16 protein-coding genes are annotated in these 12655 nt (G+C 71.5%); all 16 read right to left on the minus strand.

The annotated features are described in order from the left end of the window. Window positions 1-29: 29 nt before the first annotated feature. On the minus strand, window positions 30-338 hold the full coding sequence (locus ACFQBR_RS31070; RefSeq protein WP_344182374.1) for a hypothetical protein: 309 nt from the start codon (window positions 336-338) through the stop codon (window positions 30-32). A gap of 5 nt (window positions 339-343) precedes the next feature. After that, a complete protein-coding gene (locus ACFQBR_RS31075) occupies window positions 344-1681 on the minus strand; it encodes a glycerophosphodiester phosphodiesterase (protein ID WP_344182353.1) in 1338 nt (445 codons plus the stop codon). A 151-nt stretch (window positions 1682-1832) separates the two neighbouring features. Beyond that, complete coding sequence (locus ACFQBR_RS31080) at window positions 1833-2162, minus strand: hypothetical protein (RefSeq protein ID WP_344182351.1); 330 nt, start codon at window positions 2160-2162, stop codon at window positions 1833-1835. A 16-nt stretch (window positions 2163-2178) separates the two neighbouring features. After that, window positions 2179-4317 carry a peptidoglycan-binding domain-containing protein gene (locus ACFQBR_RS31085; RefSeq protein WP_344182349.1) on the minus strand — a complete coding sequence of 713 codons (2139 nt, stop codon included), beginning with the start codon at window positions 4315-4317 and terminating at the stop codon, window positions 2179-2181. A gap of 19 nt (window positions 4318-4336) precedes the next feature. Next, window positions 4337-4681, minus strand: coding sequence for a phage tail fiber protein (locus tag ACFQBR_RS31090; RefSeq protein ID WP_344182347.1), 345 nt, complete (start codon window positions 4679-4681; stop codon window positions 4337-4339). A gap of 3 nt (window positions 4682-4684) precedes the next feature. Beyond that, entirely contained in the window at window positions 4685-6058 is a 1374-nt protein-coding gene (locus ACFQBR_RS31095; RefSeq protein ID WP_344182345.1) for a hypothetical protein, read from the minus strand. A gap of 4 nt (window positions 6059-6062) precedes the next feature. Next, on the minus strand, window positions 6063-8309 hold the full coding sequence (locus ACFQBR_RS31100; RefSeq protein WP_344182343.1) for a phage tail protein: 2247 nt from the start codon (window positions 8307-8309) through the stop codon (window positions 6063-6065). Between the two features lie 20 nt (window positions 8310-8329). Beyond that, entirely contained in the window at window positions 8330-8707 is a 378-nt protein-coding gene (locus ACFQBR_RS33690; RefSeq protein WP_465264171.1) for a phage tail assembly protein T, read from the minus strand. Continuing rightward, the gene (locus ACFQBR_RS31110) at window positions 8704-9117 is read right to left on the minus strand and encodes a hypothetical protein (protein ID WP_344182339.1); all 414 of its coding nucleotides are present in this window, start codon (window positions 9115-9117) and stop codon (window positions 8704-8706) included. Before ACFQBR_RS31110 ends, ACFQBR_RS33690 begins: the two co-directional genes overlap by 4 nt. Window positions 9118-9161: 44 nt before the next feature. Next, complete coding sequence (locus ACFQBR_RS31115) at window positions 9162-9578, minus strand: phage tail tube protein (RefSeq protein ID WP_344182337.1); 417 nt, start codon at window positions 9576-9578, stop codon at window positions 9162-9164. A 4-nt stretch (window positions 9579-9582) separates the two neighbouring features. Next, window positions 9583-9984, minus strand: coding sequence for a DUF3168 domain-containing protein (locus ACFQBR_RS31120; protein ID WP_344182335.1), 402 nt, complete (start codon window positions 9982-9984; stop codon window positions 9583-9585). After that, window positions 9985-10356 (minus strand): HK97-gp10 family putative phage morphogenesis protein, encoded by a 372-nt coding sequence (locus tag ACFQBR_RS31125; RefSeq protein ID WP_344182333.1) that lies wholly within the window; start codon window positions 10354-10356, stop codon window positions 9985-9987. Between the two features lies 1 nt (window position 10357). Then, window positions 10358-10696 (minus strand): head-tail adaptor protein, encoded by a 339-nt coding sequence (locus tag ACFQBR_RS31130; protein ID WP_344182331.1) that lies wholly within the window; start codon window positions 10694-10696, stop codon window positions 10358-10360. Then, window positions 10693-11286: a head-tail connector protein gene (locus ACFQBR_RS31135; RefSeq protein ID WP_344182329.1), complete on the minus strand. Its 594-nt coding sequence runs from the start codon at window positions 11284-11286 to the stop codon at window positions 10693-10695. The genes ACFQBR_RS31130 and ACFQBR_RS31135 overlap by 4 nt, the downstream gene beginning before the upstream one ends. A 10-nt stretch (window positions 11287-11296) precedes the next feature. Next, window positions 11297-11803, minus strand: a complete 507-nt coding sequence (locus ACFQBR_RS31140) for a hypothetical protein (protein ID WP_344182327.1) — start codon at window positions 11801-11803, stop codon at window positions 11297-11299. Beyond that, on the minus strand, window positions 11803-12654 hold the full coding sequence (locus ACFQBR_RS31145; RefSeq protein ID WP_344182325.1) for a major capsid protein: 852 nt from the start codon (window positions 12652-12654) through the stop codon (window positions 11803-11805). Before ACFQBR_RS31145 ends, ACFQBR_RS31140 begins: the two co-directional genes overlap by 1 nt. Window position 12655: the final 1 nt, after the last annotated feature.

A 12655-nucleotide genomic window follows, 5' to 3' on the forward strand; every position in this document is an offset into this window, starting at 1 on the left:
CAGGCGGGGCACAACGGGATGGGCGCCGCTCAGGCGGCGAGCGTGACGGCGATCGTGACCAGCGCACCGACCACGATCCCGATACCGGACACGACCACCGCCACGACGCTGACGGTGCGTCGGCCGCGCGCGTCCATGTCCTCACGGGTCACGGCCGCCCGCTCGACCGCGTCCAGCCGGGAGTCCAGGGTGGCCAACTGGGTCTCGTGGGCGTCGGCGCGCTTGTCCTGCTGTTCCAGGCGCTCGATGACCACGTCCAACCTTCCGTTCACCGCGGTCAGCCCGACCTCGACCACGCGGTGGATGTCGGCCAGGGTGGTCCCTCCACCGTCCTCCACACCGGTCAAGCCCTCCCTCCCGGGATGAAGCGCGCCCGGACGGAGCGGACCCCGACCCCGACGTACCCGCCCCGGAACCGGGCATCGGCGGCGGAGGCCACGACCCCTGACGCGTCCAGGCGGCGGGCGCTCACGTGCGTGGGAGAGACCTCGATCCGCAGAGGCACGTACACCGGCGAGGTGCCGACAGGAACCGGCGGCCCGGACGCGGTCGCCAGCCGGGTGGCACTGCCGTCGGCCGCCGCGTACAGGTCCAGGGCCCCGTTCGGCCGCATCAGGATGTTGTAGCAGTCCACACGGCTGTGATCGTCGTCGTGGTAGCCCACGTCGGAGTCCATGCAGATCTGGATCTGCGCCGACCGGGTGGCGCTGGTCGCCTCCAGGAGCGCGACCCGCACGTCCCATGTCCAGGACCCGGGGGGCGTCCCGTGCGAGGCGGATCCCAGGACGGCGGCCGTGTAGTTCTCCGGCACACCCGTCTCCATCCGGGTGGGCGCGAGTTCCAGGGCGCCCCCGGCGAGCACACCCGTGACCGGGTTGACCGGGGAGGGCAGGTGCCCGTGCGGCCACGTGCCGAGCTGGTACAGGTCCGGGCCCGGGGCCCGGTCGGACAGGTAGAGCGGGTCATCGGTGACGATCGCCGCCGCGCCCGCCTCCAGTGCGGCGTCCCGCTCGGATCTGCGATTGATCGTGTAGATCAGCGGGAGCAGGTCGGCGTCGGCGGCCGCCTGGATCCGCGCCGGGGGCGCGTCCTTGCGCATCCCGTAGAAGTCGAACCCCTGCTCCCGCAGGAGGACCGGGTCGGACCCGCCGGCGGTCTCGATGTACCCGGCCGGGATCCGGGCGGCGATCGCGCGCAGCCCGGGGCGCCGGTTGAAGGACTGCACGATCGCCCTCTTCGTGAGATCCCACCGGAACACGTGGTCCACGATGGCGTCGCCGACGGCGTCGAGTTGGGCGTCGGTGGGGTTCGCCGGGTACTTGGCCTCGATCAGCCAGGCCACCGGCGCGCCGGCGAAGCGCGCGAACACCTCGTTGAGGGTCACGGTCTCCACGTCCGGCCAACCGGTCAGCCCCAGCCGCGCCGAGGAGCGGATGGGCCACCGCTTCACCGCCGTGGCGGTGAGCGTGGCCACCGGCTGCCCCACACCGTGGGTGCGGGACAGGGTCGTGTCGTGGCAGAGCACCAGTGACCCGTCGGCCGCCAGGTGCACGTCGATCTCGATCAGCTCGGACCCGGCGTCGATCGCCGTGGCGATCGCCTCCAGGCTGTTCTCGGGGGCGGTGGAGCGGGCACCGCGGTGGGCGATGGTCAGCGGCCAGGTGAGGCGTTCGATCAACACAGGTTTCTCCTCAGGGGTCGGGGGTGGGGGACGACGTGCGCTGCTCACCGTCAGGGGCCGCGCGCCTGGAGGGTGGGCGTCCCCGCACGTCTCCGGTGGTTTGCGCCGGGCACTGCCCGACCGCGTACAGGGGGTGTCGTGCACACGGCCCCTACAGGTCCGGAACCTGGATCGCGACCCAGTCGACCCACGTCTGCGTGACGTTCTGGCGTGCGACGTGGATCATGAATCCGGAAACGCTCTTGTTCTGGTAGCTGACTTCGAGGAACACGCCGGGCACACCGGTTCGCGCGGTGATGAGTACCTGCGGCTCGGCGGTGAAGAACCCGTTCGGGAAGGTCACACGGCGTTCGCCGCGGTAGTACTGCGGGTTCTGGGCGTTGGGGATGGGCGTGGGGAAGTCCATGTACTCAGCGCCCGACAGAATGCGCGGTGTCAGCTTGTCGGCGGTGATGATCTCGCCTGCGCGCCATAGGTGCACGGGTTCTCTCCTTGGTCTACAGACCGACGACGGCCGGGCGCGCGAGTGAGACGGCGGTGCCGGCGGGATGCGGTTTGGCGATGCGGTTCAGGGAGCGCTCGACGGTCAGCGTCTGCGTCGCCCCGGTCCCCGCGATCGCGGTCACCCGCACGATCTCGCCGCCGAGGACCAGGTCGAGCGGGAACATGGCGGCGTGGTTCGCCGAGTCGATCCACGGGGGGCCGACCGTCGTGGCCACGGTCAAGGTCGTGTCGTCGGCGTCGACGGCGGCGGTCAGCTCGCACGCCTCGGTGTCGGCGCGGTCGGGACCGCGCGGCCCGGTCGGTTCCTCGTCGTCGGGGTCGTCGACCACACCGACGACCCAGGGTCCCCCCGAGGAGGCGTTGAACTCGACGCGCCATGTGTGGGTGTTCAGGGTCTCGGTGTAGCCCTCGATCAGCAGGTCGATCGGGCCGGGCGGCAGCCACGGCGGGGGGTTGAGCACCTGCAGCCAGTCGCCCGACTCCCTGCTCGCGACGTTCTCGGTCAGGCCGGGGTTGCGGGCCAGGTCCACGCTCACCGTCGGATAACGGGCCTCGTCCCAGGTCCCCAGGTGTACGCGCCACCCGGCGTGGTCGCGGAGCTGGACGTCGTACATCGTGTTCAGCTCGACCGAGGTCTCGTAGCGGCCCACGCCGAGCGGGGGGTCGGCCGCGTTCAGCGGTCCCGTCTGCTGGGTCACTCGGAACTCGGCGCCGTCGATGCGCCGTGCGACGACGTCGTTGGTCAGCGCCTGGTCGTCGTCGACCGGCTCGAAGGGTGCGGACACGTGTCCTGCGGCGTAGTCCAGGGCGATCGCGGACCGGGCGCCGCCGGACCATGCCGCACCGGACGCACGGGCCGTCGCCGCAGCGGTGGTGACGCCGTGTTTGCCCGCCTCGGCTCCGGTCTGCGCGGCCATGCCGCCGGCGGCGGTCGTGGTCGACCCCTTCGCCACGGCCGCGGCGCCGCTCGCCGTGGTCGTGGTCGAGGCGTTCGTGCCCGTGGTGCGGTGCGCGGCTTCGGTGAGTCCGGCGGCCGAGAGGGTTCCCGTCGCGGTGGTGCGCGCTGCCTTCGTCGCCGGGGCGGTGCCGGTCAGCCGCAGCTCGCCGACGGCCGGCTGCTGCGGTCCCTGCACGGCGCGGACGGCGAGGGTCCCGGACACGGCGACGGCAGCGCCCGCCGAGGTCGTGATGTCCTGCTGCTGTGGGGCGGGTCCGATCGGTCCGGAGTCGGAGACGGCCACGTGTGAGAGCCACAGCGGTGCCGGGTAGTCGTCGGGGGTGGCCCGCAGGCGCAGTGCGAGGGCGATGCCGGCGAGGGTCTCGGGGCCGGCGATGCCGTCGACGACACCGTAGCCGTGGCCGGACTGGAAGGCCACGACGGCGTTGGCGGCCTCCTGGCCGTAATCGCCGTCAGCGCCCCACTGCGGCAGCTCGTAGCCGAGCGCCATGAGGTCGCGCTGCATCTGCGAGACCTGCCCGCCGGTGGTCGCGTCGGTGTCGCCGGGGCGCAGGATCACGCCGCGCCGGTACCGGTAGCCGGTCAGGGCCAGGGAACGGCCGACGTCGCGCCCGTTCCAGGTGTGCACGCGGGCGCGGCCGGTGTCGTGTCCGGCGTAGACGCGCGAGGTGAAGTCGGCGCCGTCGTAGGACAGTTCGAGGCGCCACCACTGCCCGATGCCGATCGCGTTGCCGGTCTCGGCGTTCCAGTTGATCGCGGTCGCGGCGAGGTCGTTGGGCTGCAGCCTCGTCCCGGCGTTGCCGGACGCCGTCTCGTGGATGACGAGGTTCAGTCCGGTGTCGGGGAACGAGGCGTGCAACCGGACCTCGTCGATGCCGAACCCGGCGTTCTGCATGGTGGGCATCCACACGTACCAGCGCGCCCACCACGGACCCGACGGCGGCAACGCCAGAGTGAGCCGCGGCGTTCCGATCCGCTGGTACGAGGTGTCGACCCGGATCGTCGACAGCCCGTGCACGGTCTGCGCGGTGTCGTAGCGGGCACGGCCGGCGCCGGCGGTACCGCCGGCGTTCGCGATACCGACGGCTCCGGTGGTCGCCGAGGCGGCGAGGGATGCCGGGGTCGGCGCGGTGCCAGGTGTGCCGTCGAGGCGGTTGTCGACGAGTGTGGCCATGGTGCACCCCCTTCGCTGATCAGTCGGTCAGGGTGAGCGTCATCGGGTCGACGGTCAGGGTCCCGGGGGCGGCGAACTGCTCGGGGGCGGCCAGGGCCAGTGAGCCGAGCCAGGTTCCGCCCGATGTCCACAGCCCGGCGTGCGTGACGGTCGTCGAGCCGGGGACGTTGAACACGACCGGGGCGCCGGTCGCGACGCTGCCCCCGGACGCCGCGGCCCAGGTGACCGGCTGCCGGGCGTAGCCGCCCCCGGTCACCTCGGACCCGCCGGAGCTGCCGGGGTCGGCGGTGTGCAGGGACGCCTCGACGGCGACCGTGGCGCCGCCGTCGAGCATCGGGTCGAACAGCGCGTTCGTCAGCGCCATGGGTCATTCCTCCTGTGAGAGCTGCAAGCCGTGGTTGTAGCGGCTGCGGTTGGTGCGGTAGACGAGCCGGGGTTCCGCACGGTCCTCGTGGAGAATGCCGCCGTCGGCCGCAGCGGCCGCGGACAGCACGTCGAGGGGCGAGGTCATCTGCTGGGCCCCGACGAGCTGTGTGTCATCGGGGTCGCCGAGGACCGTCACCGGCAGGCCGGTCTCCTCGCACACGCGGATGATGCGCTGTCCTGCGGTCTCCCCGGCGTGGCCGTGGTAGGCGAGCATGATCTGCTCGGGACCGGGCGAGACGGTGCCGTCCCAGATCGTGACGTGCCCCAGCGACGCCGGCGCGGCCCGGTCGTCATCGGGGACGAACCAGTCGTAGACCCATCTCAGCGGCGGGCGCGCGGGCTCGTTGAGCTGACCGTTCGCGATCTGCGCGCCGTCCACGCACACCCGCCACGACGTACCGCCCTGATGGGGTGCGCACTCCAGCCGGAACACGTGTGCGGTGTCGTCCTCGAACACCTGCGGCGCGGCGATGTCCTGGCGCAGCACGGTGGTTCGCGCGTCGCTGTCGCCGGCCCGGAAGTAGGACACGAACAGCGTCCGCGTCGGGTGTTCGAATCCCAGGTACCACATGCGGGTCGGGTCGGCGTCGGTGCCGGCGCCGACGAGCTGCATACCGAAGCTGTCGAACCCCCCGACACCACCGCGGACGAACTCGGCCGCCCACCACTGCGGGCGGTGGCCGGGCAGGATGTAGCCGCGGAACACCCCCCGGAGGACCTTGTCGGGCAGGGTCGCCACGGGTTCCAGGTGGGGGGCGAGGTCGAAGCCGGTCCACCGCATCGGCATCGTGATCTCACCTTCCCGGTTGTTCAGGTAGGCGATGTTCCCGCCGAGCAGCGGCGCGGCGTTCTGTGTGTCGGCACCGTCGGTCAGCGGCCAGTACGCGGCCGGGCCCGAGGCGAGGACGAACCGGACGAGCGAGGACTGCAGCGGCGACGAGCTCGCGTTCAGCCGTCGCAGGATGCCGGCCGCTTCGATCGGGGTGTACACGTCGTTGCCGGACAGGTCCCAGCGGGGAGGCCACGCGGCGACCTCGCCGACGAACCGCGGGATCAGCCGGTCGCCGTGGCGCACCGACACCCTGATCGGGGTGTTCCGGCCGATCCTGCCGTGGTACGGACTGCGCGGGTTCCTCGGCGAATACCTCCCCGACCTGTTGTTCAGCACCAACGAGCACGTGCCGGGGTCGACCTCGGCACCCTCGTCGGCACGGCCGCGGCTGATGCTGATGTCCTCTCGAACGTAGACGTCACGGGTGATGTCCACCCACTGCCCGCCGACCATCAGCTCCACGAGCACGCGCACGGCAACCACGGCCTCACCTCCCGAACGCGGCCTGTACGCTTCCCCGGCCGTCGATGCGGACGATCTTGCGGATCGCCTTCTTGAACTCGCCGTCGGCGCCGGTGAAGTCGAATGTCACGCGCACCTCCGAGCTGCCGCTGTGACGGACGCTCGCACTGACGTTGGAAGGGATCTCCTTGGTGACGTCGCCCAGGGTGGAGCGCAGGCCGGGCAGGGACCCCTCGATACCGCTGGTGAGGCCGCTCATGATGGCCGCGCCCGTCGGCTCCAGGAGCCGCAGGTCCACGGACATCGGCCCCTTCCACTCCGGGATCATGTTCGTGATGCCGGAGAACTTGTCGCGCAGGCTGCCGATCATGCCGGTCACGCCGTCGATCAGGCCCTGGATGATGTTCCTGCCTGCGCTCTTCAGCAGGTTGCCGAGGTTGCCCAGGGCGGAGCGGATCTTCCCGGGGATGCCTCGGACGGTGGAGACCACCCGGGCGATCGTGGCGACCACCCGGTTGTGCAGGCCGAGGACCGCGGCGATCGCGATGTTCTTCGCGGCGTTGAACCCGTCCGAGATGAACGCCTTGACCTTGGCGATCCCGCCGGAGATGAACGCCACGAGGCCGTTCCAGAGGGCGGACACCCTGGCCTTGATCCACGCCCAGGCCGCGGCGGCTGCCGCCTTGATCTGCTCCCAGTGCGACATCAGGATGCCCACCGGGTGGTAGGTCATGAACAGTCCGACCAGCCAGTTCCACGCGGCGGAGACGGCTGACTTGAGCCACTCCCAGGCGGCGGTGGCGGTGGCCACGATCGAGGCCCAGATGCCGGTCAGCCACGCGACCACGGTGTTCCACGCGGTGATCGTGGCCTGCTTGATCCACTCCCACGCGATCGTGATGGCGGCGACGATCTGGTCCCAGTACAGGATGATCAGCGCCACCAGGGCGATCACCGCGAGGATGATCCACCCGATCGGGCCCATGCCCAGCAGCCACCCGGCGAGCATCCGCGCACCCATGAGGAGCGCCTGGACGCCGAGCTTGCCCATGGCCATGGTGAGCTTGCCGAGCGGTCCGGCGATGGCCTTGACCGCGGGGGCGATGCCCTTGACGATGCCGATGAGCGAGGTGAGCTTGCCGACGACCGGGCCCAGGATGACCGCCCACGCGAGGATGGCGGCGGCGTTCTCCTGGATCGGGGCCGGCAGGGACTGGAACAGGCCGAGCAGGGCGCCGATCACGCCGAGGATCTGCGGGATGGTGGTGAGCAGCTGCTCACCGGCCGCCGCCAGGACGTCGAAGACCTCGGCCATCGCGGCCTGACCGTCGGCGGAGGCGGCCCACTCGCGGAAGCGGCCGACCAGCTGCTCGATGGTGTCGAGCAGGGACGCGCCACCGCCGGACGCCGCACCGAACAGGCTGCCCAGGCCGAGCCCCAGGTCGGCGACGATCCGGCCGAGCTGGGCCATGGTGTCACCGGCGGTCGTGACGATCTCGGACAGGCGGGCCGCTCCGGCCTCCGTGCCCAGGAACGCGGTCGCGGCCTCGGTGGCGCCGGCCGCCCAGTCCGTGAACCGGGTGACCAGCGGCAGCCCGGCCGCGGAGAGCTGGAGGAGCAGGGTGAGCAGAGGACCCAGGAGACCGCCGAAGCTGCTCGTCGCGGCGGCCGTGCCGGTGAAGGTGTCGGCCAGCGCCCCCTGGAACAGGGGCGTGTTCATCGCCGACATGGCTTCGCCGGCCAAGCTGTTCAGGGAGTCGGCGACCTCGGTCATGCCCCGGTCCAGGGTCGGCATGACGCCGCTGGCGAGCGAGGCCATCTCCTCACCGAGTCCCGCGAAGAGCCGCTGCTGGACGGCCTGCTGGATCGGCGCGAACTGCTGGCGGATGCCCGCCCAGGAGCGGACGAAGGCCTGCGCCGAGGGGGCCAGGCCCTGGAGGGCTTCCTCCAGGGCGGCCGCATCGCCGGACGCCACGGCGGCCATGGCGTCCCCCATGCCCGCCAGGCCCACCGACAGGACCGCGAGCGCGGCTCCTGCGACGGCGGCGGCGGCCGGGAGCGCCAGGAGCGCGGCCGAGGCCGGGCCCAGGGCTCCGGTCAGCGCCACGGCGGACGCGCCCAGGGTCGCGAGGCCGGCGATCTTGGACAGCTTCGACAGGCCTTCGGCCCGGCGGGCCAGGTCGTCCATCGCCCGGATGGCCTTCTTTGCCCCGGAGTCGAAGCGTTTGCCGTCCAGCCCGAGCTTGACCAGCAGGGATGCGATCGTGGACACGGGGGCACACCCCCTCTACCTCAGGTCACGCTGCGGAACTTGCGGCGGCGCGGCTTCTCGTCCTCGCCGGTGGTGCCGCCCATGGCGTCGTTGGCCTGGCGGATCGCCGCCCACACGTCCTCGTCGGTCACCGGCTTGTCGGTGTCCCAGTCGGGCAGGAACTTCTCCACCGGGACCGCGGTCTTGCCCTTGGGACGGTTGGCGTTGGCGATCATCGCCATGATCATCGCGGTGTGGATGTCGTCGCGGCGCTGCCCGAGCGGTCCGTGGACGCGTTCGAAGGCCTGCCATCCGGACAGCTCCCGGGAGGAGATCCGCGAGAGCGTCTCGTGCAGGGTGCCGATCTTCAGGTGCCCGGCCAGCCGGTAGTAGAAGCCGAGTTCTGGCCGGGCCCTTATTCCCCCGCCAGCTCCTCGGCGTCCCCCTCGGCCAGCCCGGACAGACGCTGGGCGACGTCGGCGATCACCGACAGCGCGGCCGAGGACTTGCTGCCGAGCTTGGCGACATCGCCCTGGCCGAACATCAGGTGTCCGGTGGCGGGGTTGACGACGGAGGCGACCACGAGTCTCGCCCTGAAGTTGTCGAAGTTCTTCTTCTTGCCGGAGCCACCGCGGGCGAACCCGGCCAACTCGGCCTCGAAGCGGTCGCGTTCCTTGCCGGTGAGCGCCTGGACCATGACGCTGCCCTTCCACTGCGGGACATAGACCGGCTCGCGCTCGATGTCGTTGACGTCGAAGATCGCGTCCTTGGACAGGAACTCACCGGGGACCTCGGTCCGCTCGACGTCGGGGGCGGTGGTGTCGGTCATGAGGTGTGGTGTCCGTTCAGGTCGCAGAGATGGTGAAGGCGGGGTCACGGGGCCGGGGTCAGGGTCGGCTTGCCGGTGACCTTCCAGGTCAGGGTGGCGGCCATCTGGCCGTCCACGGGCATCTCCCGCTCGAAGCCGGTCAGGATCGCCTGGAACTCCCAGATCTCACCGACCGGGGACTCCATCTGGTAGGTGATGGCGTCGTCGGAGTCGAAGTCCGCGACGAAGCTGTCGTGCTTGTCGGGGTCGTAGTGCACCTCGGCCGACACCTCGCCGCCGTCGACCAGGCCGCCGATGAACTCCCTGTACTTGTTGGGGCCGTCGTGGGCGGTGACGTCGTAGGTCTCCCGCTCGATGTTCGGCCCGCTGAAGCTGCCGACGTTGCCGACCGCGGTGAACACCGCGGGGTCGGCGTCGCTGCCGCGGCGGAGCTCGGTGCCGAAGCCGTCGATACCAGCCATGTCCTCATGTCTCCTTGCTGAGCCAGACCCGGTACCTGACCGGGCAGTGTCGGATGTCGGGGTCGGGGTCGCGCATCATCCGGTGGTGCTCGCGGAAGACCGACACGTCCTCGAACCCGACGACGGTGAGCGGCTGCCGGTCCAGCAGCCGGTCCAGGTGGGCGAGGATCCGCGCCGTCTCGGCGTAGCCGCGGTACTTGGACCAGATGTGCAGGATGACCGCCACTTCCAGGCCCTGGTTGTCGTGGGTGTCGAGGCGCTCCTCGATGAACTCCCCGAAGGCCACGTGCGGGTACGGGGCGGGTTCGGGCACCTCGTCGCACACGGTGGCCAGGGCGGTCAGGGCGGGGTCGGTGGACAACCGCTGGTAGATGGCCTGCTGGATCGGCCATGCCGCGGTGGCCATCTACGGGAGCCGCTCGTTGATGCCGTCCCGGATCCAGCCCGGCACCTTCTTGTTGGCCTTGGCGGCGTTGGGATACATGAACGGCTGGGCCGCCATCTTGGACGTGCCGAACTCGACGAACTGGCCGTAGTAGGCGTCCGCGTCCCACACCCCCACCTGGCCTTCGGCGGTCGGACCCCTGCCCTTGACGCGCTTCTCCAGGGCAGCGCCCAGGTCGCCCTCGTCGATGGGCACGTCGGCGATCGCGCCGGCGTACATCTCGTCCGCCCACTTATGGGCGACCTCCTCCTGGACGTCGTGCATGGCCGTGCGCAGCCTCGCGAGCGCGCGCTTGGCCGTCTTCGTCCCGATGACCTTGACGCGGATCGCCATGTCACTCTCCTTCGGCTTGGCGGGATGTGCAGTCCGCCCGCAGGTAGGTGCCGCGCACGCTCGGTTCGAAGACCGCCACGACCTCCAAGCGCAGGCCCGGTTGGCGGAGCTGGTCGCCGCGGCGCACGTCCACCCCGGGGCGCAGGTACACCACGTGGGTCAGGTGCGCGTTCTCCTGGTCGCCGACCTCGCGCTGCCGGGCGGTGGGCTGGGACAGGCGCGCGGGCTGTTCCCCCTGCGGGGCCCATGCCTCGGTCTGCCCGCCCCCGCCGTCGTCGGCGAGCACGACCCGCCACACGGTCACCGACGTGTTCATCAGGTGGCCGGTGCCGCGTCTCACCGCGACCTCATCACCGACGCGCCCCCGCCGAAGCGGGCAGCAAGCCTCTGGGTGAGCCGGTCGGAGAGTTCGAGTTCGGTGATCTGCCCGTCCCCGCCGTAGGTCACCGAGTAGTCGCCGATGCGCTCGGAGCGCACGTCCCCGGCGGCCAGGCCCAGGCCGTCGGCCTCGGCCCGGTACGCGAGCAGGGTCGTGGCCGCGATGCGGCACACGAGCATGACGATGTCGGCGGGCACCTCGGGGAGGCCGTGCGTGTAGGTCACCTCCACCGCGGAGGGGCCGTGCCCGGGGGCCCACCCGGCGGCCCGCCACAGGGCGTGCGAGGCGAGCCGCCAGTCGGCGACCGCCTCGCCGTCCAGGGAGACCGCTTCCACGGCGGTGACCGGCGGTCCCGGCAGGGACAGCCGCTCGGCCGACGCGCCCTCCAGGGTGACGGTGGAGGTCGTCTCCGCGATGGGCACCCCGGCGGCCTGGCGGATCGCCGCCGAAGCGGCACCCAGGTAGGCCTCCATGAGCGGCTCTTCGGCTTCGGTGACGGTCAGGCCGAGCCGGGCCAGGTCGGCCAGGCCGGCCAGCGGGGGCAGAGCCACAGCACACCCCCTACGCGGTCAGCTCGATCAGGTCCTCGCGGGTGAACACCGCCAGGTCCTCACGAGTGCCCTTGCCGAGGCGGAACGCGTACTCGGCCCAGGCGGTCTTGGGATCGTCCTCGGCAGGGCGCCCGTGCTGGGGCGGAAGGGGCGGGGCCGCCTCCTGCTCCTGGTTCCCGACGGTCCCGGGGACCGGGACGGGCGGGGTGTCGGGCAGTTCCATCAACTGGGCCTTGGTCATGTCCTCGGCCTGGGCCTGGGTGAGCCCGTGCACAGCCGTCGCCCACGCCGTCCACGCGGGGCGGGTGGCGGTGCGCGACGGGCGGGCAGGCGGACCGGCCTCCGCCACGGGAGCCGGAGACGTCGGCACCGTCACGGAAGCCGGGGCCTCCCTGGGGGACCACTCCCCCGAGGCGACGCGGGCCCGGATGGTGCGGGGGGTCCACGCGGCCCCGACGGTCACCACGAAGGACGCGCCGGCGGGGCCGCGGAAGCGGAGCTTGTCGCCGGCCTTCATCAGACGATCACGTCCGCGGCGGCCAGGCCCGTGGGGCGCACGACCTTGGACCCGTACAGGTGCAGGCCCTTCACGATGTCGGCGAACCCCTTCTCCTTGCGGGTCGCCTCGGTCCTGTTGATCTGTTCGGCGTAGGTGGTGGCGCCGCCGAACCCGGCCAGGACCAGCTTGCCCGCGCCCGCACCGGGCCCGTCAGGGGCGTTGTTGGACTTGCGGATGGAGAACCCGGCCGCCTCCCCCACGATTCCGTTCGCCCGGGTCACCGACCCGGCCGCGTCGCCGGCCGCCACGAACCGCTGGTCCTTGAGCAGCAGGCCGTAGAAGGCCGGGGTGACGACGGACCAGCGGCCCGACTCGGGCACGTCGTCCTCGTCCAGGACCACGGCCAGGTCCACGAGCAGGTCGTAGGCGTCGGCGGGGTCGGTCAGCGTGGCCTCGGCGAGGAGGTTGCCCGCGTCGACTCCGGCGGCCATGACCCCGGCCAGGTGCTGGTCGGCGATGTCACGCAGCTTGTACGCCGCGCGGCGGGCCTGCTCGGACAGCACCGCCCCGCCGTTGCGGGCCTGGCGCTGCTCGACGTCGTCGACCTCGAACGCGAAGTACTTGGACTGGTCGATCAGCAGCGTCTGCGCGGTGTCGTCCACGTCCTCGATGGTGATGTCGGTGTGGGCCACGTAGTCACCGATGGTCGGGTCCGCCAGGCTGGTGATGTGGACGGTGTCGCCGTACTGGCCGATGTCGCCCTCGTAGTCGCGGTTGACCACGCCAGGTGCTCCGTAGACCAGGGACTTCTCCAGCTCGACGAGGAGTTCCGCCGACCACACTTCGGGGATGAAATTCGAGATGGCCATC

This window comes from Nocardiopsis tropica, from assembly GCF_042660575.1.
Taxonomy (GTDB): domain Bacteria; phylum Actinomycetota; class Actinomycetes; order Streptosporangiales; family Streptosporangiaceae; genus Nocardiopsis; species Nocardiopsis tropica.

What these genes read in the sequence shown, in the direction of transcription:
- ACFQBR_RS31085 (WP_344182349.1), bottom strand. Translation starts at nt 4,317, where the DNA reads ATGGCCACACTCGTCGACAACCGCCTCGACGGCACACCTGGCACCGCG.
- ACFQBR_RS31090 (WP_344182347.1), bottom strand. Translation starts at nt 4,681, where the DNA reads ATGGCGCTGACGAACGCGCTGTTCGACCCGATGCTCGACGGCGGCGCC.
- ACFQBR_RS31110 (WP_344182339.1), bottom strand. Translation starts at nt 9,117, where the DNA reads ATGACCGACACCACCGCCCCCGACGTCGAGCGGACCGAGGTCCCCGGT.
- ACFQBR_RS31115 (WP_344182337.1), bottom strand. Translation starts at nt 9,578, where the DNA reads ATGGCTGGTATCGACGGCTTCGGCACCGAGCTCCGCCGCGGCAGCGAC.
- ACFQBR_RS31120 (WP_344182335.1), bottom strand. Translation starts at nt 9,984, where the DNA reads ATGGCCACCGCGGCATGGCCGATCCAGCAGGCCATCTACCAGCGGTTG.
- ACFQBR_RS31125 (WP_344182333.1), bottom strand. Translation starts at nt 10,356, where the DNA reads ATGGCGATCCGCGTCAAGGTCATCGGGACGAAGACGGCCAAGCGCGCG.
- ACFQBR_RS31140 (WP_344182327.1), bottom strand. Translation starts at nt 11,803, where the DNA reads ATGAAGGCCGGCGACAAGCTCCGCTTCCGCGGCCCCGCCGGCGCGTCC.
- ACFQBR_RS31145 (WP_344182325.1), bottom strand. Translation starts at nt 12,654, where the DNA reads ATGGCCATCTCGAATTTCATCCCCGAAGTGTGGTCGGCGGAACTCCTC.